Consider the following 20,910-nt stretch of genomic DNA (forward strand, 5'->3'; position numbering starts at 1 on the left):
CACGTGCGCATCCCGTGCGCGGCGTAGCGGCCCATGGCGCCGGGGCCCGTACCCCCGCGGCGCGCCTCAATCCACATCGCCGCGTCCCTGCAGTAGACGCTCCAGATAGCGCGCGATCAGATCGACCTCGAGATTGACCCGATCGCCGACCGCGCGCTCACCGAGCGTCGTCTGCTGCAGCGTGTGCGGGATGATGTTAACGCCAAAGACCGCGCCCTCCACCTCATTGACCGTCAGGCTCACGCCGTCGATACAGATCGATCCCTTGCGCGCGATATAACGCGCGAGCGCGCGCGGTGCCTCGAAGCGCAAGCGCCAGGAACGTGCGTCCTCGTGGCGTGCGACGACGCAGCCGGTGCCGTCGACGTGACCGCTGACGATGTGGCCGCCGAGCGGCTTTTCGGGGGTCAGTGCCCGTTCGAGATTCACGCGCTCGCCGCGAACCCAGTCGCCGGCGGTGGTCAGCGCCAGGGTCTCCGCGGACAGGTCCGCGGTGAAGCCATCCGCGTCACAGGCGATCGCGGTGAGGCAGCAGCCATTGACCGCGATGCTGTCGCCGATCCGCACGCCGGCCAGGTAGCCGGGCGCGGTGAAGCGCATGCGCGCATCGCCGCCGATGCGTTGGATGTCGTCGATGCGCCCAAGCGCTTCGATGATGCCGGTGAACATGGTTACGAGTGGGGATCGGGACTCGGGGATAGGGAATCCGGTTCGAGCACGAGGCGCAGATCCTCGCCGAGGCGCTCGACCGACCGCCAGCGCCAGCGCAAGCGCTGCTCCAGGGTTTCGGGGCCGGGCAGCGTCACCAGCGGTCGCGCCTCGTGCCCGAGCAGCGATGGCGCGAGATAGAGCACGAGCTCGTCGACGCAAGCCGATCGCAGCAGTCCTCCCGCGAGGGTCGGCCCGCATTCGGCCAGCACTTCGTTGACCTCGCGGCGCGCCAGTTCGGTCAGAACCGCGCCGAGGTCCAGTCCGCTGCCGGCGCGCGGCACTGCGATGCGCTCCACGCCCGCCGGCGTCGGACCGTCGGCCGCCGTGAACCAGAAGCGCCGCGCACCTTCGGCCCAGACCTTGGCGGTTGCCGGCGCGCGTGCATCCGCATCGAGCACGATCCGGTCGGGTTGGCGCAGAAACGAGCCTCGATACGCGCAGCTCGACTCCCGGCAAGTCAGCTGCGGATCGTCCGCGAGCACGGTGCCGATGCCGGTCAGCACCGCCCCGGCCTCGGCACGCCGCCGGTGCACCTCGGCGCGCGCCGCGCTGCCGGTGATCCAGCGGCTCTGGCCGTTGGCCAAGGCGGTGCGGCCATCGAGGCTCGCCGCGAGCTTGAGCGTCAGCCACGGCCGGCCGCGACGCATGCGCGACAAAAAGCCGCGATGCAGCCGTTGCGCCTGCTCGGCCAAAAGACCGACCTCGACCTCGATGCCGGCCGCACGCAGCCGGGCGAAGCCGCCGCCATCGACGTCGGGGTTTGGGTCGGCGAGCGCCGCCCAGACCTTGCGCACGCCGGCAGCGATCACCGCGTCGACGCAAGGCGGCGTGCGACCATGGTGGGCGCAGGGCTCCAGCGTCACGAACAGCTCGGCGCCGCGGGCGCGCGCGCCGGCCTGCGCCAGCGCCAGGGGCTCGGCATGGGGCTGCCCCGCGCGCGCGTGAAAGCCCTCGCCGACGATCTCGCCGTCGCGCAGCACCACGCAGCCGACGCTGGGGTTCGGATGCGAGCCGCAGAGCCCGCGCGCACCCAGTTCCAACGCGCGCGCCATCGCGTCATGCGGGGTGATGTCTGAGGTCTTGGCCGTCACTGCGCTACCGTCTGGCCTTGTCCTTCAGCCCCGGCGCCCGACCTGCGTTCCCCGATTCTTCGATCAACGGCAACTGCGAGCGACGCTCCTCGGCGCTGGGCAAGGCTTGCAGGCGCTCGATTTCCTCGCGAAAGGCGTTCACGTCCTCGAATCTGCGATAAATCGAAGCGAAGCGCACGTAAGCCACATGGTCGAGGTCACGCAGCTCTTCCATGACCCACTCGCCGACCTGACGCGACGGCACCTCGCGCTCGCCACTCGCGCGCAGCTTGCGCATCACCGACTCCACCGCGTGATCCACCGCCTCGGGCGTCACCGGCCGCTTGTAGATCGCGTGTTCGATACCCTGGCGCAGCTTGTCCTCGCGAAAGGGTTCGGGATCGCCGCTGCGCTTGATCACGTTGGGCATCGACAACTGCGCGCGCTCGAAGGTGGTGAAGCGATTGTTGCAGCGTTCGCACTCGCGGCGGCGCCGTACCTGGGTGCCGTCCTCGGCGAGGCGCGAGTCGACGACGCGGGTGTCGGGCGCCTTGCAGAAGGGGCATTGCATCGCGCTACACGCTCGTCAGACGTGAGATGTCAGACGTGAGACGTCTGCAGGCGGCACTCACGTTCACTTTCCGACTCACACCTCGCTCCTCACGTCTCGCATCAGGCCGCGCGCCGCGCGGCCTGATACACCGGATAGCGCGCACAAAGTCTCTCGACCTCGCCGCGCACACGCGCAAGCGTCGCCTCCACGTCGCCGCCGGTGGACATGGCGTCGACGATGTCGGCGATCCAGTGGGCGATCTGCGCCATCTCGGCTTGTCTGAAACCGCGCGTGGTCGCCGCCGGCGAACCGAGCCGCAGACCCGAGGTCACGAAGGGACTCTTCGGATCGTTGGGAACGGCGTTCTTGTTGACGGTGATGTGCGCACGCCCGAGCGCCGCCTCGGCGTCCTTGCCGGTGATGCCGCACCCCCGCAGATCGAGCAGGAACATATGGTTGTCGGTGCCGCCGGAGACGACCCCATAACGGCCATCCCTGCCGCGTTCGAGGAACACCTCGGCCATCGCCCGCGCATTGGCCACCACCTGCTTCTGATAACCCTTGAAGCCGGGGTCCAGCGCCTCCTTGAACGCCACGGCCTTGGCGGCGATGACGTGCATCAAGGGTCCGCCCTGGATGCCCGGGAACACCGCCGACTGCAACTTCTTGTTGAAGTCCTCCGGCTGCCCTTTGGTCAGGATGATGCCCCCCCGCGGTCCACGCAGGGTCTTGTGCGTCGTGCTGGTGACCACGTGCGCATGAGGCAGCGGGCTCGGGTACTCGCCGGCCGCGACGAGTCCGGCGACGTGCGCCATGTCCACCCAAAACCAGGCGCCGATCTTGTCGGCGATCCGGCGCATACGCGCCCAGTCCTTGATGCGGCTGTAGGCGGAGAAGCCGCCGATGATCATCTTCGGTCGGGTCTCGACGGCGATGCGTTCCATCTCATCGTAGTCGATCAGCCCGGTCTCGGGGTTCAGGCCGTAGGGCACGATCTTGTACTGCTTGCCCGAGAAGTTCGCGGGATTGCCGTGGGTCAAATGGCCGCCCTGGGCGAGGTTCATACCCATGACGGTGTCGCCGGGACTGACCAAAGCGAGAAAGACCGCGGCGTTGGCCTGGGCGCCGGAGTGCGGCTGGACGTTGGCATAGTCGCAGTCGAACAACTGCTTGACGCGGTCGATCGCGAGTTGCTCGGCCACGTCGACGTGTTCGCAACCGCCGTAGTAGCGCTTGCCCGGATAGCCCTCGGCGTACTTGTTGGTCAGTGGCGAACCCTGCGCCTGCATCACCGCTGGGCTGCAATAGTTCTCGGAAGCGATCAGCTCGATGTGCGCCTCCTGGCGCACACGCTCGGCCTCGATCGCGGTAGCGAGCTCAGGGTCGTAGGCGGATAGCGAAGGGGCGTTGGTCCACATAGCGTATTGGTGAGACGGCAGACGTGAGGCATGAGACGTCGGCGCGGCGCGAGACCTCGTCTCACGCCCCACCTCTGGCGTCTCACGGAAATTCAATCGACCACTTCCAGCATCAGGTCCAGCGCCGCGCGCGCCGGATCGGCGATCTCCTGCGGCACACGGATCCGATTGACGACCGTGCCGGCGACGAGGTTGTCGAGCGTCCACGCCAGATGCTGCGGATCGGTGCGGAACATGGTCGAGCACATGCACACGGTCGGCGACATGAACTCGACGGTCACGCCCTTCTCGCGCATCTCGTCGGCCAGACGGTTGACCAGATTCAGCTCGGTTCCGACCAGCCAGTGATCGCCGGGATTGGACGCACGCACGGTGCGCAGGATGTATTCGGTGCTGCCGACGAAATCCGAATTTTGACAGACCTCGAAGGCGTTCTCGGGATGGCTGATGACCTTGCCGTGCGGCACGCGCTCGCGGAAGTGCTTGATGTGCGCCGGCTGGAACATCTGGTGCACCGAGCAGAAGCCCTTCCACAGGATCATCTTGGCCGCGCGAATCGCGTCCGGCGTGTTGCCGCCCATGGGCTTGGTGTAGTCCCAGACGATCATCTCGTCGAGACCGATGCCCATTCCGTAGGCCGTGTTGCGGCCCAAGTGCTGATCCGGGAAGAACAGGACCTTCTCGCGCCGCGCGAACGACCATTCGAGCACCGCGCGCGCATTGCTCGAGGTGCAGACGATGCCGCCGTGACGGCCACAGAAGGCCTTGAGGTCGGCCGCCGAGTTGATGTAGGTGACCGGGGTCACCTGCTGGTCCGGATCCAGCACCTCGGCCAGTTCCGACCAGCACTGCTTGACCTTGGCCAGATTGGCCATGTCCGCCATCGAACAGCCGGCGGCGAGATCCGGCAGGATCACGATGCGCTCGCCGTGGGTGACGATGTCGGCCACCTCGGCCATGAAGTGCACGCCGCAGAAGACGATGAACTCGGCATCGGTCTTCGCCGCCATCTGCGAAAGCTTGAGCGAATCGCCGGAGAAATTGGCGTGCTTGAACACCTCGTTGCGCTGGTAGTGATGGCCGAGGATGCACAGGCGATCGCCCAAAACGGCCTTCGCCGCGACGATGCGCGCGTCGCACTCTCCATCGTCGAGCAGATTGAATTCATCGAGTTTGAGCACCGCCGCCATGACCCCGAACCTCCGACAGTCACGCAGACTGCCGCCAGCACATTACGCGAGAAACACCAGACATTGTAGCGTCGCGTCCAGATGAACCACTACGGCTTGGACCTCGCCGACGGCAGCGGTGTTCACGGGGTGGACTCTTCGCCCTCCTCCGGTGGCGGGCATGTTGCCTCGGGAGTATTGGGCTTGACCACGCACAGCACGGTCGAGCGAACGATGCTGGCATTGCCAGACCCGCCGCTCGATGGCAGCCCGCGCGTCGCGGTGATCTTGTAGGTGCCGGCCTCGACACTGTTCGAGACCACGCGACCTGCACGCAAGAGATCGCTGAACGCGGTGACCTCGGCGGTCGACTCGTCGTTCAGCGTCGTGTCCGACCATACCACGCCGCGCGTGATCGTCTGCGAGCGCGTCTGGCCGGCCACGTTGAAGCTGCCGATGGCGACGAACTGCTGGAAGCCACGCGCATTGATCGTCGGGTTCGACGGCGCGATCTGGAAATCCTGCAACTCGCCGTCGACGACGTTGAGCGTGATCGTGTTGCTGCGCACCTGTGGCGGATCGGTGTCGCCTTCCTCGTCGTTGTCGTCGTCGCCGCCGTAGACCGCCTGGATCTGCACCGTCCCGGCCTTGAGCGCGCTGAGAAACTGCGGCGCGGTGATCAGCGCGGTGGCGATCTGCGCGTCGCTGCTCTCGAGACGCACCTGGCCGGTCAGATCCATCGTGGCCCCATCCGCGAAGCTGCCCGTCGCGCTGATCCGTTCGGAGGTCGCGACGATCAGCTCGTCGTTCGGCGCATCGGCGAACTCGCGCGTGATCTGCAGGCCGGTCAGCGCCTCGACGACCACGGTCGCCGTGAAATTCGAGTAGCGCGGATTGTCCGTGCACAGCGGAAACTCGGCCTTGGCCGTGAGCGGCCCACCGATGCCGACACCCGTGATCAGTCCGGTCGACTGGCCGATGGTCGCGATCTGGTTGGCGTTCTCGTCGTCGGTGTCGAAGGACCACAGCGGCGAGCTGGTCACGTCCAGGGTGTAGCCATCGACGGTCGCGGTCAGCGTCAACAGATCACCGGTCTCGGGCGCGAGCTTGACCGCGGTCTTGTTGATCGTCACCGAATCGAACTCGCGGATCTGGACCTTGAAGTCCGCGCTGGTCAAGCCGACGAACTCGGCGGTGATCGTCGCCGTGCCGACGCTGCGCGGCACCAGAATCCCGGGGGCGAAGGCTCGGTCCGTGCTGCCCGGAATCAGCACCACCTCGCCGCCGGTGCGCGGGTCGTTGCTGACTTGGACGACCGCCGGATCCGAGGACGACCAGCGCACGCGTGTGTTGAGCAAGCTGCTCGCATCGACGTTACCGTTGCTGAACCTCAGCACCGCCTGCAACTGCTCGGGGAAGCACAGAAAGTATTGCTCGACCTCGCCGCCTAAGTCGATCAGGCTGGTATTCGGGTTACGGATGATCTCCAGCTTTTCCGGCCGGTTGCCGCTACCCACGCCGCTGATGTCGCAGGCGGAGACGGCCGCGGCGATGAGCGCGACGGCAATGAGGTGAGGCCATCGATGCGAGCGGTTCATACCGTCAAACTCCGGGGTTCAGGCGGCGGTGTCGGTGCCGGGGACCAGCTTGGACTGCACCGTCGAGCGCAGGTGCAGTTCCCGCAATTGGCGCGCATCGACCAGACTCGGCGCCTCGGTCAGCGGACAATGCGCGGTCTGCGTCTTGGGGAAGGCGATGACGTCGCGGATGCTCGGCCGGCCGGCCATCAGCATCACCAGGCGGTCCAGACCCAGCGCGATGCCGCCATGCGGCGGCGCGCCGTAGGACAGAGCCTGCAGCAAAAAGCCGAACTTCTCGCGCTGCTCCTCAAGACCAATGCCGAGCAGGTCGAATACCGCCTGCTGCACGTCGGCGCGATGGATGCGCACCGAGCCACCGCCGAGCTCGATGCCGTTGAGGACGATGTCGTAGCCCTGTGACAGGGTCTCACCCGGATTGGCGCGCAGGGCGTCGGCGTCGAAGGGCTTGGGTGCGGTGAACGGATGGTGTAGCGACACCCAGCGCTGCGACTCCTCGTCGAACTCGAACATCGGCCAGTCGACGACCCAGAGTGCGCGCCAGCCGGGCACCGTCAGGCCCAGCTCGTTGCCGAGCTTGATGCGCAGCGCACCGAGTGCGTCACAGACCACGCGCCACTTGTCGGCGCCGAAAAAGATCACGTCGCTATCCTGCGCGCCAGTGCGTTCGAGGATGCCGGCGAGCGCCGCATCGTGCAGGTTCTTGACGATCGGCGACTGTAGGCCGTCTCGACCCCTCGCCTTGTCGTTGACGACGATGTAGGCCAGACCCTTCGCACCATAGATCTTCACGAACTCGGTGCATTTGTCGATCTCGCCGCGGCTGAGTTTCTCGCGCCCGCCGGGCACACGCAGCGCGGCGACGCGGCACTTCGGGTCCTTGGCCGGAGTCGAGAACACCTTGAAGTCGACATCGGCGACCAGATCCTTGATCTCGACCAGTTCGAGCGGATTGCGCAGGTCCGGCTTGTCCGAGCCGTAGCGCGCCATCGCCTCGGCGTAGCTCAAGTGCGGCAGCGTGCCCAGGTCGACGTCGAGCAGGTTCTGGAAGATGTCCTTCACCAGACCCTCGATCAGGCCCATGATCTGGTCTTGGGTCAAAAACGAGGTCTCGACGTCGAGCTGCGTGAACTCGGGCTGACGATCGGCGCGCAGATCCTCGTCGCGGAAGCAGCGCGCGATCTGGTAGTAGCGGTCGAGACCCGAGATCATCAGCAACTGCTTGAACAACTGCGGCGACTGCGGCAATGCGAAGAACTTGCCGGCGTGGGTGCGCGAAGGCACGAGATAGTCGCGTGCCCCCTCCGGCGTCGCCCGTGTCAGGATCGGGGTCTCGACATCGATGAAGCCGTGCGCATCCATGTAGTGGCGGATGCGCTTGATGACCTCGTGGCGCAGGCGCAGATTCCGCTGCATCTCGCTCCGGCGCAGGTCGATGTAGCGGAACTTCAGCCGCGTGTCCTCGCCGACGGTGTCATCGTCCGGATGGAACGGCGGCGTCTCGGCGCGATTGAGCAGCTCCACCGCCTCGCCCAGCAGCTCGATCTTGCCGGTCGCCATCGCGGCGTTCTCGGTACCGGCGGGACGCGGCCGCACCCGGCCGGTGATGCGCACGACGTATTCCGAACGCAGCCGGTCGGCGGCGGCGAATGCGTCTTTCGCATCCGGATCGAACACACACTGCAGCAGGCCCTCGCGGTCGCGCAGATCGATGAAGATAACACCGCCGTGGTCGCGCCGACGATGGACCCAACCGCAGACGGTCACGGTCTGGCCGACGATCTGCTCGGTGACCTGGCCACAGTAATGACTACGCATGTTCGTGCTGGATGAGATCGACGGCGCGCGGGCCGCCATGAGGACTTCGGGTGCGCGCCCAAACCAGGACGACGCGCCGGCGAGTCGTTTAGTTTAGAGCCTTGCGTGCGTTTGCACACGCGACCTCGACGTGCACACGGCGGTGCTGGCGGCAGCGCCAGCCGACCGTCCAAGCCTCGCGGCGATCGATCCCTGCTCCAGCGCTACGGACTCGCCAGCTCACCGCGGTTCGCGCACCAGCGTAGCCATGAAGGCGCAATTGGCAGCGCACCGGCGTCGAGGAAGGCAGAGGACGAAGCAGAAGACCCGCAGCGTAGCGTCCGGCAATCTGCCGGCGACCCGAGCGATGCGCCTTCCCCGGAAGGACGCCGCGCTGCGCGCACGGCGTCTTCGGCTTGGCATTCACGCGGCGGCTTCGGACTTTGCCGCGCATCCCGGCTTGTCACAGCCGCTCGGCGTGCAGCTCGCGCCGTCGTTGGCCGCATTGCCGCCGTTGTCGCCGGCGAGATTGCGCTTGTTGGCAGTCTTGAAGTCGGTCTCGTACCAGCCGCCGCCGGACAGGCGAAAGCCGACGGCGGAAATTTGCTTGGTCAAGGCCGGCTCGTCGCAAGCCGGGCAGTTGCCGGGTGCCTCCGACACCTTGTGCATCACTTCCGCCTCCGCCCCGCAGGCAGCGCAAACATATTCGTAGATCGGCATGAATCCCTCGTCGAATCCGGCAAATCGGAGCCGCCACCATGGGGCCGGCGCGCGGATTTTCAAGCCTCGGCGCCGCGCGGTCCAGCGCGGTTCGTACAATGCCGGCCGTAAACAGCCGAACTCCCATGCACCAGGATCTGCGCCGCGGCGCCACGCATGCCCTGATCTCCGCCACCTCGTTCTCGATCATGGGCGCCTGCATCAAGCAGGCCGCACTGACCACGCCCAACGAGCTGGTGGTGTTCATCCGCTGTGCGGTCAGCCTCGTGATCCTGCTGCCGTGGCTGACGCGCCGCGGCGGCGTCGGCATCCGCACGCAGCGCCTCGGCGGCCACCTCCTGCGCGCCGGCTTCGGCATCGCCTCGATGTACGCGTTCTTCTACGCGATCGCACACCTGCCGCTCGCCGAGGCGATGCTGCTGACCTACACCATGCCGCTGTGGATCCCGTTCATCGCCTGGCTCTGGCTGCGCGAGCGGCCAGCACTGGTGGTGTTTCCGGCGGCGCTGCTCGGGCTCGTCGGCATCGCGCTGATCACCCGGCCGGGTCTGCATCCGGTGGATCCCTTCGCCGCCATCGTCGGAGCCGTCTCCGGACTTTTGGCGGCTTGCGCCATGGTCAGCATCCGCCGGCTGACCGACACCGAGCCGGCGACGCGCGTGGTGTTCTACTTCGCTCTGCTCGGCACGGCCATCGCCGGCGTGCCGCTGCTGTGGGCGTGGCAGACGCCGTCGCTGCCGGCACTCGGCCTTTTGATCGCCGCCGGCGCGCTCGCGACGCTCGGCCAGATCCACCTCACCCGCGCCTACGGCTGCGCGCCAGCGGCGCTGGTCGGCCCCTTTACCTATGTCACCGTGCTGCTGGCGGCGCTGATCGGCTGGCTGGTCTGGGGCGAAAAGCTCGACCGCTGGTCGCTGCTCGGCGCGGCGCTGGTGATCGCAACCTGCCTGCTGGTGACGCTCGGCCCGCGCCCAAGAGCGGCGGTGTGATCAAGCCGCAGGCGGCTCGCACAGCCATTCGACCTGCACATCGGCAAAGGCACGCAGGCCCTCGTGGAAATGACGGCAGGCCCGAGCCGCGAGCGCCGCCTCGCCCTTGAAGCCGAACTCGATCTGGCGCGGACGCGTCGCATCGCCGCGAAACGGCAGGCTCGACAGCTTGATGCCGGGATGCCGCGCCAAGGTGTCCTCCATCAGCGGCAGCAGATCGCCCTCGCCGCTGGTGCCGAGCACGCGGATGCGGTACTCCACCGGCGGTGCGCTGCGGTGCAGATGCGCGTAGCGCGTGTCGAGCACCCATTCGAGCATCGGCCAGGCCATCTCCGGGAAGCCGGGCACGAAGTGGCAGTCGCCGCACCAAAAACCGGGGACGCGATTCACCGGATTCGGAATCAGCCCGGCGCCGCGCGGAAAGTCCGCCATGCGCACGCGGTTCGGTCGCGCCGCCGCGCCATACTGAGCGACGATGAGGGCCTCGGCCTCGGCGTGGCGCGTGAGCGGCACACCGAAGGCGCGCGCCGCCGCCTGGCGCGTGCGATCGTCCGGCGTCGCGCCGATGCCGCCGCAGCTGAGCACCAGATCGCCGCGCGCGATCGCCCAGCGCAGCGCGTCGGCGATGTCGTCCTCGTCGTCACCGACCAGGCGCGCCCACGCCAGCTCGAGGCCGCGCGTACGCAGCAGCTCGATCACCGTGGGCAAGTGCCGGTCCTGGCGCTTGCCGCAGAGGATCTCGTCGCCGACGACGATCAGGCCGATACGGGGCGTTTGCCGAGGCATACCGCTGGCCTGACCACCGTTCACTCTTGCGTCCAGGCGAATTTCTCCACGGCATTGAAGATGTCGGTCTCGGTGACGATGCCGATGATCTTGTCGCCCTGGGCCACGGGCAGGCGGCTGAAGTTGGTGTCGGAGATCATCGCCGCTGCCTCGCGGATGCTCATCTCCGCCGGGACCGACGTCACCGGCCGGCTGCAGATGTCGCGCACGCGCGTAGTCGCCGGATTTTTGTTCATGCGCACGATGCGGGTGACGATGTCACGGCGCGTGAGGATGCCCCAGCGCCCCTCGTCATCGGGCTCGACGACGACCGAGCTGATGTCGTTGTCGGTCATCACGTGCATCGCGCTTTCCACGGTCTCGCCGTCGCTGACCGTGATCAGCGAGCGCGTCATCAGGTCACCGACCGTGGTGGGTACACGTCCGGTGTCGACCATCTCCTCCAGCGGCTGCAGCAGGCGGCGAATCTCGCGCTGCTTGCGCTCCTTGGCGAGCTGCGCCTGCTGTGCCTTGCGCTTGGCTTCGAGATCGACGCCGCCGCGGATACGCTCGATCAAGGCATCGGCGAACTGCGAGGTGCCGACCTCGGTGGCACCGTCGATCTGCCGCGCGAAGTCGTAGGTGACGATGCCGTCGGACACCACCTCGGGATAGACCAGGGTGATCAGGTCCGCGGCCTCTTTCCAACCCATGTACTCCAGCATCATCACACCGGAAAACAGCAGTGACCCGGGGTTGACCTTGTTGAGGTTGGCGTACTTGGGCGCGGTGCCGTGGGTCGCCTCGAACACGGCGACGTGATCGGCGATGTTGGCGCCGGGAGCGATGCCGACGCCGCCGACCTCGGCCGCGATCGCGTCGGAGAGATAGTCGCCGTTGAGGTTCATCGTCGCGATCACGTCGAACTCCTCCGGCCGCAACAGCATCATCTGGAACATGATGTCGGCGATGCGATCCTTGATGACGATCTTGCCTTCGGGCTGCTTGCCCTTGTACTCGCCGTAAAGCTGCTCCTCGGTGATGGTGACGCTGCCGAACTCCTCGCGCGCGACCTCGTAACCCCAGTTACGGAAAGCGCCCTCGGTGAACTTCATGATGTTGCCCTTGTGCACCAGGGTCACCGATTCGCGGCCGTTGTCGATCGCGTACTGGATCGCCTTGCGCACCAGGCGCTTGGAACCGAACTCGGAGATCGGCTTGATGCCAAGGCCGGCACCGTCGAAGAACTTTGCATTCATTTCCTCGCGCAGGAAGCGGGCGAGCTTTTCGTTCTCGGGCGTGCCGGTCTTGTACTCGATGCCCGCGTAGACGTCCTCGGTGTTTTCGCGAAAGATCACTACGTCGACCTTGTCCGGACGCTTGAGCGGCGAAGGCACGCCGGCATAGTGGCGTACCGGACGCACGCAGGCGTAGAGATCGAGCTCCTGACGCAGCGCGACGTTGAGACTGCGAAAGCCGCCGCCGACGGGTGTCGTCAATGGCCCCTTGATCGAGACGACCAGATCCTTGAGCACCTGCAGGGTCTCGTCGGGGCAATAGTTGCCGTCATAAAGGCTGGCGGCCTTTTCACCGAGATAGGTCTCGCACCAGTGGATTTTGCGCTTACCGCCATACGCCTTTTCGACCGCCGCATCCCAGACGCGCAGACAGGCGCGGGTAATGTCCGGACCGATGCCATCCCCTTCGACATAGCCGATGATGGGCTGGTCCGGCACGTGCAGCCTGCCGTTGCGGATGGTGATCTTTTCGCCGGTGGTAGGGATCTTGATGTGCCGATAGACAGACATGCAGGCAAACTCCGTTGAAACGATGGGTCATGACCGCGAAGCAGGCCGTCGGATTCTACGCCGCTTTCCAAGACTTCAGGCACCATGCATGCTGACGACCGCCGCCGCTGCGGCGGCACGAGGAGCGCACCGATGAATGCCCTGGTCCCGGTCAGTCACGGATCGGAATCGATCGAGACGGTGACCATCGTCAACGTCCTGCGCCGCGCCGAGGTTGAGGTGACGCTCGCCAGCATCGCCGACACCTGCCGCGTAGAGGGCACACGCGGCGTCCACCTGTACGCCGACTGCCTCTTCGACGAAATCGCCGCGCAGGACTTCGACCTGATCGTTCTGCCTGGGGGCGAGGCCGGCGCACGCGCGCTCGGCGCGCACAAGGGCGTCATGGACAAGATCGCGGCGCAGCGCATGCAGCACCGCTGGTACGGCGGTATCTGTGCGGCACCGGCACTGGCGCTGGCACCGCGCGGCCTGCTCGACGGCAAGCAGGCCACCTGCTACCCAGCATTTCGCGACGCGCTGTTGCACTGGGTCGACCGTCCGGTGGTCGTCGACGGCCACTGCATCACCGGTCAGGGACCGGCATCGGCGATGGCCTTCGCACTCGCACTGGTCGAGGCACTCTGCGGTGCTGCGAAGCGGCGCAGCGTCGCCGAAGCCCTACTGCATCACCGCCCGTAAAACGAAAGCGCCCGCATCTGCGGGCGCCTCGCTCTGCAGCGCGCTTGCGCGCTACGCGGCTTTTTTTGCGCCGACCGCTTCCTTGAGCATCTTCTCCAGCTCGCCCGACTGGTGTAGGTCGAGCGTGATGTCGCAGCCGCCGATCAGTTCACCCTTGACGTAGAGCTGCGGGAACGTCGGCCAGTTCGCGAACTTCGGCAGCGCGCGATAGATCTCCTCGTCCTCGTAGACGTTGACGTAAGCGAATGGAACCCCGCAGGACTTGATCGCCTGGACCGCGCGTGCCGAGAATCCGCACTGTGGAAAATCGGGCGTGCCCTTCATGTACAGCATGATGGGATTGTCGGTGACTTGCTTCTTGATGCGCTCGAGTGCATCCATCGAGGTCTCCAGCGGATGGGAGTGGTGACGGTCGCGGATTATACGCGCCGAGGTCGGCGGCCGTTGAACGACTATTGAATTTGACTCCCCCGTCGCCTATTTTGTTCACCCCCTGAAAACCCCCAGGCGCCGGCGCCTGCATGCGCCGGACATACCAAGGAACGACGATCATGGCTCTTTCGCTCCCCGAACTCCCGTACGCCCGCGATGCCCTGGCACCGCACATGTCGGCAGAGACCCTGGACTACCACTACGGCAAGCACCACAAGGCTTACGTCGACAATGGCAACAAGCTGATTGCCGGCACCGAGTTCGAGAACATGTCGCTCGAAGACATCGTGATGAAGTCCTCGGGCAAGATCTTCAACAATGCCGCACAGGTGTGGAACCACACGTTCTTCTGGAACTGCCTGACGCCCAAGCAGGGCGCGCCCGGCAAGAAGCTGACCGATGCGCTGGTCAAGGCTTTCGGCGGGGTCGAGGACTTCAAGAAGCAGTTCACCGAATCGGCGCTCGGCAACTTCGGCTCGGGCTGGACCTGGCTGGTGAAGAACAGCGACGGCAGCCTCGCCATCGTCAACACCAGCAACGCCGGCAATCCGATGACCGACGGCAAGAAGCCGCTGCTCACCTGCGACGTCTGGGAGCACGCCTATTACATCGACTACCGCAACGCGCGCCCGAGCTATCTGGAACATTTCTGGGCGCTGGTGAACTGGGAGTTCGTCGAGGGCAACCTCGGCTGAATCCGGTTCGCGTTCCAACGGGGCCGCGGCGCGCCGCGGCCCTTTTCGTTTCTGCAACGGTACACGGACATGGCGGTGAAGCTGCGGCATTTCCTCAAGTTGTCGGACCTGAGTGCGGATGAGGCGCGTTCGATCGTCGAACGCGCGATCGTCCTGCGCACCGACCCGGCACATCATCGGCGCCAGTTCACCGGCCGTACGCTGGCGATGATCTTCATGAAGAACTCGACGCGCACGCGCGTGAGCTTCGAGGCCGGCATGGCGAAGTTCGGCGGCCACGCACTGTTCCTGCAATCGAGCGCGACCCAGCTCGGACGCGACGAGCCGATCGCCGACACCGCGCGTGTGCTGTCGCGGATGTGCGACGCGATCATGATCCGCAACGACTCGCAGGCCGACCAGATCGAGCTCGCCGCGCATTCACGCGTACCCGTGATCAACGGCTTGTCCGAGCTGCATCACCCCTGCCAGATGCTCGCCGACCTGCAGACATGGATCGAGCATCGCGGCGATCCGCGCGGCAAGATCGCGGCGTGGATCGGTGACGGCAACAACGTCTGCCACTCGTGGATCGAGGCAGCAAAGATGTTCGGCTTTATGCTGCGCATCGCCGCACCGGATGGCTACGGGCCGGATGCGGACATCCTCGCCGCCGCCGGCGCGCATGTCGAGATCGCCGCCGACGCGCGCAGCGCCGCGCGTGGCGCCGACGTGATCGTGACCGACACCTGGACCAGCATGGGCCAGGAAGCCGAAACCGCCAAGCGCCTCGCTGCCTTCGCCGGTTATCAGGTGGACGCCGCGCTGATGGCGCTGGCCAAGCCGGATGCGATCTTCATGCACTGCCTGCCGGCGCACCGTGGCGAGGAGGTCAGCGCCGAGGTCATCGACGGTGCGCAATCCGTGGTCTGGGACGAGGCCGAGAACCGGCTGTGGGCGCAGATGGCGCTGCTCGAATTCCTCTGGGCATGAGCCGTTCCGATCGCGAGCACGGCCTGCCAGCGTACGTCGACGATCTCGCGCAGACGGTCGCGCGCGCGCTCGCCGAAGACCTCGGCAGCGGCGATGTCACCGCACGCCTGGTCGCCGATCACGCACAGGCACGCGCACGCGTCATCGCCCGCGAAGCGGCGATCATCTGCGGGCGCCCCTGGGTCGACGAAGTGTTCCGGCAGCTCGACGCGCGGGTGAGCTTGGACTGGCAGGTGGCCGAGGGCCAGCGCGTCGACCCCGATGCCACTGTGTTCACGCTGCGCGGGCCGGCGCGCGCCCTGCTCAGCGGCGAGCGCACCGCGCTCAACTTCCTGCAGACGCTGTCCGGTACGGCGACCGCGACCGCTGCCTTCGTCGATGCCGTCGCCGGCACCGGCTGTCGCATCGCCGACACACGCAAGACCCTGCCTGGTCTGCGCAACGCACAGAAGTACGCGGTGCGCTGCGGCGGCGGCGTGAATCACCGCATCGGCCTGTACGACGGCATCCTGATCAAAGAAAACCACATCGCCGCGGCCGGCGGTATCGCGCAGGCGATCGCCCAGGCACGTGCGCTCGACGCCGGGGTGCCCCTGATGACCGAGGCGGAGAACCTCGACGAGGTCGATGCCGCGCTGACCGCCGACGTCGACCTGCTGCTGGTCGACGACTTCACCCTCGATGCCTTACGCGAAGCCGTGCGCCGCACGCGCGCGCACCGTGCCGCCGGCGGCCGCACCCTGATCGAATATTCCGGCGGCGCCAGCCTGGAGCGGGTGCGCGCGATCGCCCAAACCGGCGTCGACCGCATCTCGGTCGGCGCCATCACCAAGCACCTGCGCGCCATCGACCTGTCCATGCGCTTGATCTGACTCGGGCGCGCCATCGCGCGCTCGCCGACCAAGCGCGTGCTTCACACCGTGGTGCCGACCGCAAACAGGCGCTCGCACAATCCGAGCACCTCGGCGGCATCCCCGCTGGTCAACCACTGCAATCGGCCGTTCGCGGCTCGGGCGAGCAGGCCTTCGCGTTCAAGCACGCGCCGCACCTGCCGCGCGACCGCCGCGCCGGTGTCGATCAGGCGTGTATCCGCGCCCGCGATCTGCTGGATGATCGGCCGCAGGAACGGATAGTGGGTGCAACCGAGGACGAGCACGTCGGCATTCTCGGCGAGCAGCGGCCGCACGTCGCGCTCGACCAGCGCGCGGGTGCGCACGCCGTCGAGTTCGCCGGCCTCGACCTGTTCGACCCATCCCGGACAGGGCCGGGTGATCACACGAACATCGCGCGCGTGCGCCGCCAGCAGACGGTGGAACTTCTCACCGGCCAGTGCGGCGCCGGTCGCGAGCACGCCGACGACGCCGCTGCGCGTCGCCGCGACTGCGGGCTTCACCGCGGGCTCCATGCCGACGAACGGCACCGGATAGGTCGCGCGCAGGTGCTCGACGGCGGCGATCGTCGCCGTGTTGCAGGCGACGACGATCAGTTTGCAGCCGCGCGCGAGCAGCAGCTCGGTGATCGCGCAGGCGCGTGCCTGGATCGCCTCGCGCGGCTGGCCACCGTAGGGGCAGTACGCGCTGTCGGCGTAGTAGATCAGCTCTTCGCCGGGCAACAGCGCACGGATCTCGCGCAGCACCGAAACGCCGCCGACACCGGAGTCGAACACGCCGATGGGCGCGTCGCTCACGCGCCGGCCTTGCGCCACGCCGGCGGCGGGCCGTCGAGGAAGCGTTCGACCACGGCGTTGAACGCCTGTGGCTGTTCACTCGGCAAACCGTGGTGCGCGCCCTTGAACACGTGCAGGCGCGCGCGCGGCAGCGCGTGCGCGAACATGACCGTCTGGTCGTGGCCGAAGTAGTCGTGCTCGGATGCGGCGACCAGCACCGGCAAGCGCAGTTCGCCGAGTCGCTCGATCACCGACCATGCCGCCAACGCGCGCAGCGCCGCCAAGTAGTTGCGGCGCGAGTTGCGCGCGCCACGCGCGATCGCGCGTGCGCGCTGCGCAGCCTGCTCCGGTGCCGGAAAAGAACGCTGCGCGCCGATGCGGGCGAGCCGTTCGGGGCCGAGCAGCCCCATCACCGCGAACCGGTAGAAAAACTCGATGTGATGGCGCAGCGAGCGCGGCCGAAAGCTCGGCGCGCTGTTGGCGATCACCAGCCGCTCGACGCGATCGGGGTGGTCGAGGGTGAACTGCTGCGCCACCGCCCCGCCCATCGAATGTCCGATCAGGCGACAGCGCGCAACGCCGAGCGCATCGAGGAACGCGGCGACGTCACTGGCATGTTCCGGCACGCCGAGGCCGCGGCGACCGCGCGGGCTGGCGCCAAAGCCACGAAGGTCCGGCGCCAACACGCGGTAGCGCCGGGCAAAGAACGGTATCTGGTGTTCCCAGTCGAAGTGACTGCCGCCCAAGCCATGCAGCAGCAGCAGCGGGCTGCCGCAGCCGGCCTCGGCGTAGTGCAGATCGACATCGCCCACACGCACTCGCGCCCGCACGACCGTCGGCGCCCAGTCGGAACCGGCATCAGCGCCGAGCGCGTCCACCCTCGACGCCGCAGAAGCAGTGTGCGTACTGTCCATTTGGGTCGTTGAACGCGGCCAGCACACGACGCAGATCGACGCGCGCCTGGGCGCCCTCGAACCAAGTGCGCCAGGGTGCCGGCACCCAACTGGAGACGCGCCCCGAGAACCGTGACAGGATCTCGGCCGTGAAGCCGCGCGCGGGGCGACGCTCGTCGAGCACGTAGGCATCGAGGGCAAGTCCGGCCAGCGTCGCCGCGGCGTCGGCGGCGTCGCGCCGGCCACCGAAATGGTCGATCAAACCGAGCGCGCGCGCATCGGCGCCGCTCCACACCCGCCCCTGCGCGATTTCGTCGACGCGTGCCAGGTCCAGCTCGCGGCCGGCAGCCACGCCCTCGATGAAGTCGCGGTAGACCTTCTCGATGCCCGACTGGATGATCGCGCGCGCGTCCTCGCCGAGCGGGCGGTCGAGGCGAAAGGCGCCGGCGAGCCGGGTGGTGCCGACACCGTCGGTGTGGATGCCGAGCTTGTTCAGGGTGCCGTCGAAAGTCGGCACCAGACCGAACACGCCGATCGATCCGGTGATGGTCGTCTCGTGTCCCCAGATCTGGTCGGCGTCCATCGCCACCCAGTAGCCGCCGCTGGCGGCGACGCTGGACATGGACGCGACCACGGGCTTGCCGGCCGCCTGCAGGTTGCGCACGCCGCGGCGGATCTGCTCCGCCGCCCAGACGCTGCCACCGGGGGAATCGATGCGCAACACGACGGCAGCGACCGTCTCGTCCCGACGCGCCTCGTCGAGCAGCTCGAAAATCGTATCGCCGCCGGCTTGGCCGGGCTCGCCCGGACCATCGACGATCTCCCCTTGCACCACCACCAGCGCGACCTTCTTGGCGCGCTTGCCGGCGGACACCTTCTTCGCGCCGCGTACGGCGTTGAGATAATCGAGATAGTGGATCTGGCGAAAGCTGCCATGATCCTCGTCGAAGCCCACGGTCTCGCCGATCCGGGCACGAAACTCGGTGAGGTTCTCAAGGCGCGTCACCAGACTCTGGTCACGCGCATAGGCCGCCGCATCGCCACCGAGTGCTTCGAGCCCGGCGCGCAGGCCGTCGACGTAGCGATCGGCAGCATCGGGGGCAAGCCCTCGCCCCTCGGCCACCGCGGCGCTGTAAGCCGTCCACAGATCGCCGAGCCACTCGCGGTTGGCCATGCGCGCCTCATCCGACATGTCATTGCGAGTGAACGGCTCCACGGCGGATTTGAAGGCACCGACGCGGAACACGTTCATGTCGATGCCGATCTTTTCGATCGCCTCGGCGTAGTAGTTGTGGTAGACGCTGAAGCCCTCGATGTAGACCATGCCGTAGGGATCGAGGCTGATCTCGTCGGCCTGGGCTGCGGCGTAATAATGCGCCTGGTCGTACCACGGCCCCCAAGCGACGATGGGCTTGCCCGCCGCCTGAAACGCGCGCATCGCGGCGCGGAGCTCGTCGAGCTGCGCAAGGCCCGCGGACCACAGACCGTCGAGCTTGAGCACGGCCAGGCGGATGCGCTCATCCTCGCGTGCCGCATCCAGCGCTTCGATCAAGTCATGCAGGTTCGACTGCGAGGGCATCTCGCCGGTGATGTTCTCGAAGAACTGCTGACCGGGGTCGATGTCGATCTGCTCGACGAGCACGCCGCTCGGCGCCAGCACCAGCGCGACGTTGTCCTCCACCATCACCGGCGAGCTGCTGCGCAGCACCATCCACAGCAACCCCAAGCCGAGCAACAGCGAGGCGATGACGATCACGCGGTACAGCAACACGACGGCGCCCCAGACGAGATCGAAGGCGCGGCGCAGCAGGGGTTTGTTCTCGCTCATGCGGCTATGGGATCGGTTGGAATCAACGGCGCTTCATCACGACCGAGCCGGCCGAGTAACCGGCGCCGAAGGCGCACAGTACACCGACGTCGCCAGGCTGCAAATCGCGATGGAATTTGTGAAAGGCGATCACCGAGCCGGCCGAGCTGGTGTTGGCGTATTCGTCGAGGATGACCGGCGCCTCATCGGGACTGGGCTCGCGCCCGAGTACACGCTTGGCGATGAGCTGGTTCATGCCCAGATTGGCCTGGTGTAACCAGAAGCGGCGCACGCCGGCCGCATCGATACGCAGGTCGGCGAGATGGCCGAGCATCAACTCCGCCGCCAGCGGCACGACCTCCTTGAATACCTTACGCCCCTCCTGGTGGAACAGCACATCGTCCCAGCGGCGCTGCGGGCGCTCGCAGGCGTTCAGAAAACCGAAGTTGTTGCGGATGTTGTTGGAGAACTGCGTCTTGAGGCGCGTGCCCAGGATCTCGAAGCCCCGCCCTGCGCCGGCGTTGTCGGCCGGCTCGACCAGCACCGCCGTCGCCGCATCGCCGAAGATGAAATGGCAGTCGCGATTGCGCCAGTTCAGATGGCCGCTACAGATCTCCGGGCTGACCACGAGCGCCGCACGCGCATTGCCGATGCGCACCGCATCCGCCGCCGCCTGGATGCCGAAGGCCGCCGATGCGCACGCGACGTTCATGTCGTAGGCGTAGCCGCGCGCGCCCAGATAATGCTGAATCTCGACCGCGACCGCCGGATAGCCGCGCTGCATGTTCGAGCAGGCGACGACGATGAGATCCACGTCCGCGGCCTCGCGCCCGGCCGCGGCCAGTGCCTCGCGCGCGGCGGCGACGCCCATCTCGCACATCTGCGAGGGCTGATCGTCGCCGCGCATCTCGATGCGCGGACGCATCCACTCGACATCGAGCACACCCTCGCGGTCGATCACGTAACGCGACTTGATGCCCGAGGCCTTGACGATGAACTCGCTGCTCGACGCCTGCAGCGCCGGCGTGCGCCCGGCAGCGATCTCGTCGGCATGCTCGCGGTTGTAGCGCTCGACATAGGCGTTGTAGCAAGCGACCAGCTCGTCGTTGGAGATCGACTGCGACGGCGTGTACAGGCCGGTGCCGGTAATCGCGACTGGGATCATG

Annotated in this window: 20 protein-coding genes; 5 read left to right on the forward strand and 15 right to left on the reverse strand. The window is 67.0% G+C overall.

Annotated features, from left to right (window positions below; all coding sequences use genetic code 11):
- Window positions 1-66 precede the first annotated feature (66 nt).
- From ABSH63_RS09240 to ABSH63_RS09275, 8 genes are all read right to left on the reverse strand, one after another.
- A complete protein-coding gene (locus ABSH63_RS09240) occupies window positions 67-669 on the reverse strand; it encodes a riboflavin synthase (RefSeq protein ID WP_352889214.1) in 603 nt (200 codons plus the stop codon).
- A gap of 2 nt (window positions 670-671) precedes the next feature.
- Window positions 672-1,763, reverse strand: coding sequence for a bifunctional diaminohydroxyphosphoribosylaminopyrimidine deaminase/5-amino-6-(5-phosphoribosylamino)uracil reductase RibD (gene ribD, locus ABSH63_RS09245; RefSeq protein ID WP_352889216.1), 1,092 nt, complete (start codon window positions 1,761-1,763; stop codon window positions 672-674).
- A gap of 43 nt (window positions 1,764-1,806) precedes the next feature.
- On the reverse strand, window positions 1,807-2,352 hold the full coding sequence (nrdR, locus tag ABSH63_RS09250) for a transcriptional regulator NrdR (RefSeq protein ID WP_352889217.1): 546 nt from the start codon (window positions 2,350-2,352) through the stop codon (window positions 1,807-1,809).
- A 101-nt stretch (window positions 2,353-2,453) separates the two neighbouring features.
- Entirely contained in the window at window positions 2,454-3,752 is a 1,299-nt protein-coding gene (gene glyA / locus ABSH63_RS09255; RefSeq protein ID WP_352889219.1) for a serine hydroxymethyltransferase, read from the reverse strand.
- Between the two features lie 92 nt (window positions 3,753-3,844).
- Window positions 3,845-4,942 carry a quinolinate synthase NadA gene (gene nadA / locus ABSH63_RS09260; protein ID WP_352889220.1) on the reverse strand — a complete coding sequence of 366 codons (1,098 nt, stop codon included), beginning with the start codon at window positions 4,940-4,942 and terminating at the stop codon, window positions 3,845-3,847.
- Window positions 4,943-5,064: 122 nt separating this feature from the next.
- The gene (locus tag ABSH63_RS09265) at window positions 5,065-6,519 is read right to left on the reverse strand and encodes a hypothetical protein (RefSeq protein WP_352889221.1); all 1,455 of its coding nucleotides are present in this window, start codon (window positions 6,517-6,519) and stop codon (window positions 5,065-5,067) included.
- An 18-nt stretch (window positions 6,520-6,537) separates the two neighbouring features.
- Entirely contained in the window at window positions 6,538-8,337 is a 1,800-nt protein-coding gene (aspS, locus tag ABSH63_RS09270; protein WP_352889222.1) for an aspartate--tRNA ligase, read from the reverse strand.
- Between the two features lie 402 nt (window positions 8,338-8,739).
- A complete protein-coding gene (locus ABSH63_RS09275) occupies window positions 8,740-9,036 on the reverse strand; it encodes an FmdB family zinc ribbon protein (RefSeq protein ID WP_352889223.1) in 297 nt (98 codons plus the stop codon).
- Between the two features lie 125 nt (window positions 9,037-9,161).
- Here ABSH63_RS09275 and ABSH63_RS09280 point away from each other — a divergent pair, with 125 nt between their 5' ends.
- Complete coding sequence (locus tag ABSH63_RS09280) at window positions 9,162-10,025, forward strand: DMT family transporter (protein ID WP_352889224.1); 864 nt, start codon at window positions 9,162-9,164, stop codon at window positions 10,023-10,025.
- Here the strand turns inward: ABSH63_RS09280 and ABSH63_RS09285 are convergent, their stop codons facing one another.
- Window positions 10,026-10,811 carry a competence/damage-inducible protein A gene (locus ABSH63_RS09285; RefSeq protein WP_352889226.1) on the reverse strand — a complete coding sequence of 262 codons (786 nt, stop codon included), beginning with the start codon at window positions 10,809-10,811 and terminating at the stop codon, window positions 10,026-10,028. It abuts the gene before it with no gap.
- Window positions 10,812-10,831: 20 nt separating this feature from the next.
- Window positions 10,832-12,598 (reverse strand): isocitrate dehydrogenase (NADP(+)), encoded by a 1,767-nt coding sequence (gene icd / locus ABSH63_RS09290; RefSeq protein ID WP_352889228.1) that lies wholly within the window; start codon window positions 12,596-12,598, stop codon window positions 10,832-10,834.
- A gap of 132 nt (window positions 12,599-12,730) precedes the next feature.
- Between icd and ABSH63_RS09295 the strand changes: the two genes are divergently transcribed.
- Entirely contained in the window at window positions 12,731-13,279 is a 549-nt protein-coding gene (locus ABSH63_RS09295; RefSeq protein WP_352889230.1) for a DJ-1 family glyoxalase III, read from the forward strand.
- A gap of 51 nt (window positions 13,280-13,330) precedes the next feature.
- On the opposite strand, the gene grxD is transcribed toward ABSH63_RS09295, so the two are convergent.
- Window positions 13,331-13,660: a Grx4 family monothiol glutaredoxin gene (grxD, locus tag ABSH63_RS09300; protein ID WP_352889231.1), complete on the reverse strand. Its 330-nt coding sequence runs from the start codon at window positions 13,658-13,660 to the stop codon at window positions 13,331-13,333.
- A 170-nt stretch (window positions 13,661-13,830) separates the two neighbouring features.
- Between grxD and ABSH63_RS09305 the strand changes: the two genes are divergently transcribed.
- The 3 genes from ABSH63_RS09305 to nadC all read left to right on the forward strand — a co-directional run bounded on the left by ABSH63_RS09305 (window position 13,831) and on the right by nadC (window position 16,250).
- The gene (locus ABSH63_RS09305) at window positions 13,831-14,406 is read left to right on the forward strand and encodes a superoxide dismutase (protein ID WP_352889232.1); all 576 of its coding nucleotides are present in this window, start codon (window positions 13,831-13,833) and stop codon (window positions 14,404-14,406) included.
- Window positions 14,407-14,481: 75 nt separating this feature from the next.
- A complete protein-coding gene (argF, locus tag ABSH63_RS09310; RefSeq protein WP_352889383.1) occupies window positions 14,482-15,378 on the forward strand; it encodes an ornithine carbamoyltransferase in 897 nt (298 codons plus the stop codon).
- On the forward strand, window positions 15,375-16,250 hold the full coding sequence (gene nadC / locus ABSH63_RS09315; protein ID WP_352889234.1) for a carboxylating nicotinate-nucleotide diphosphorylase: 876 nt from the start codon (window positions 15,375-15,377) through the stop codon (window positions 16,248-16,250). Before argF ends, nadC begins: the two co-directional genes overlap by 4 nt.
- A gap of 41 nt (window positions 16,251-16,291) precedes the next feature.
- Here nadC and murI read toward each other — a convergent pair whose 3' ends face one another.
- From murI to ABSH63_RS09335, 4 genes are read right to left on the reverse strand one after another with little or no spacing between them, the layout of a single operon-like run.
- On the reverse strand, window positions 16,292-17,065 hold the full coding sequence (murI, locus tag ABSH63_RS09320) for a glutamate racemase (protein ID WP_352889236.1): 774 nt from the start codon (window positions 17,063-17,065) through the stop codon (window positions 16,292-16,294).
- Window positions 17,062-17,922 carry an alpha/beta fold hydrolase gene (locus tag ABSH63_RS09325; protein ID WP_352889238.1) on the reverse strand — a complete coding sequence of 287 codons (861 nt, stop codon included), beginning with the start codon at window positions 17,920-17,922 and terminating at the stop codon, window positions 17,062-17,064. Before ABSH63_RS09325 ends, murI begins: the two co-directional genes overlap by 4 nt.
- Window positions 17,903-19,765 carry a signal peptide peptidase SppA gene (gene sppA / locus ABSH63_RS09330; RefSeq protein ID WP_352889240.1) on the reverse strand — a complete coding sequence of 621 codons (1,863 nt, stop codon included), beginning with the start codon at window positions 19,763-19,765 and terminating at the stop codon, window positions 17,903-17,905. The genes ABSH63_RS09325 and sppA overlap by 20 nt, the downstream gene beginning before the upstream one ends.
- Before the next feature lie 22 nt (window positions 19,766-19,787).
- Complete coding sequence (locus ABSH63_RS09335; RefSeq protein WP_352889242.1) at window positions 19,788-20,909, reverse strand: beta-ketoacyl-ACP synthase III; 1,122 nt, start codon at window positions 20,907-20,909, stop codon at window positions 19,788-19,790.
- Window position 20,910: the final 1 nt, after the last annotated feature.

It is taken from the genome of Sinimarinibacterium thermocellulolyticum (assembly GCF_040327995.1).
In the GTDB taxonomy this organism is placed as follows: domain Bacteria; phylum Pseudomonadota; class Gammaproteobacteria; order Nevskiales; family Nevskiaceae; genus Solimonas; species Solimonas thermocellulolyticum.

Coding starts and splice junctions, on each gene's coding strand:
- sppA (WP_352889240.1), bottom strand. CDS start 19,765: ATGAGCGAGAACAAACCCCTGCTGCGCCGCGCCTTCGATCTCGTCTGG.
- ABSH63_RS09275 (WP_352889223.1), bottom strand. CDS start 9,036: ATGCCGATCTACGAATATGTTTGCGCTGCCTGCGGGGCGGAGGCGGAA.
- ABSH63_RS09305 (WP_352889232.1), top strand. CDS start 13,831: ATGGCTCTTTCGCTCCCCGAACTCCCGTACGCCCGCGATGCCCTGGCA.
- ABSH63_RS09280 (WP_352889224.1), top strand. CDS start 9,162: ATGCACCAGGATCTGCGCCGCGGCGCCACGCATGCCCTGATCTCCGCC.
- nadC (WP_352889234.1), top strand. CDS start 15,375: ATGAGCCGTTCCGATCGCGAGCACGGCCTGCCAGCGTACGTCGACGAT.
- ABSH63_RS09295 (WP_352889230.1), top strand. CDS start 12,731: ATGAATGCCCTGGTCCCGGTCAGTCACGGATCGGAATCGATCGAGACG.
- nadA (WP_352889220.1), bottom strand. CDS start 4,942: ATGGCGGCGGTGCTCAAACTCGATGAATTCAATCTGCTCGACGATGGA.
- aspS (WP_352889222.1), bottom strand. CDS start 8,337: ATGCGTAGTCATTACTGTGGCCAGGTCACCGAGCAGATCGTCGGCCAG.
- ABSH63_RS09240 (WP_352889214.1), bottom strand. CDS start 669: ATGTTCACCGGCATCATCGAAGCGCTTGGGCGCATCGACGACATCCAA.
- ABSH63_RS09335 (WP_352889242.1), bottom strand. CDS start 20,909: ATGATCCCAGTCGCGATTACCGGCACCGGCCTGTACACGCCGTCGCAG.
- ABSH63_RS09285 (WP_352889226.1), bottom strand. CDS start 10,811: ATGCCTCGGCAAACGCCCCGTATCGGCCTGATCGTCGTCGGCGACGAG.
- ribD (WP_352889216.1), bottom strand. CDS start 1,763: ATGGCGCGCGCGTTGGAACTGGGTGCGCGCGGGCTCTGCGGCTCGCAT.
- grxD (WP_352889231.1), bottom strand. CDS start 13,660: ATGGATGCACTCGAGCGCATCAAGAAGCAAGTCACCGACAATCCCATC.
- nrdR (WP_352889217.1), bottom strand. CDS start 2,352: ATGCAATGCCCCTTCTGCAAGGCGCCCGACACCCGCGTCGTCGACTCG.
- icd (WP_352889228.1), bottom strand. CDS start 12,598: ATGTCTGTCTATCGGCACATCAAGATCCCTACCACCGGCGAAAAGATC.
- ABSH63_RS09265 (WP_352889221.1), bottom strand. CDS start 6,519: ATGAACCGCTCGCATCGATGGCCTCACCTCATTGCCGTCGCGCTCATC.
- glyA (WP_352889219.1), bottom strand. CDS start 3,752: ATGTGGACCAACGCCCCTTCGCTATCCGCCTACGACCCTGAGCTCGCT.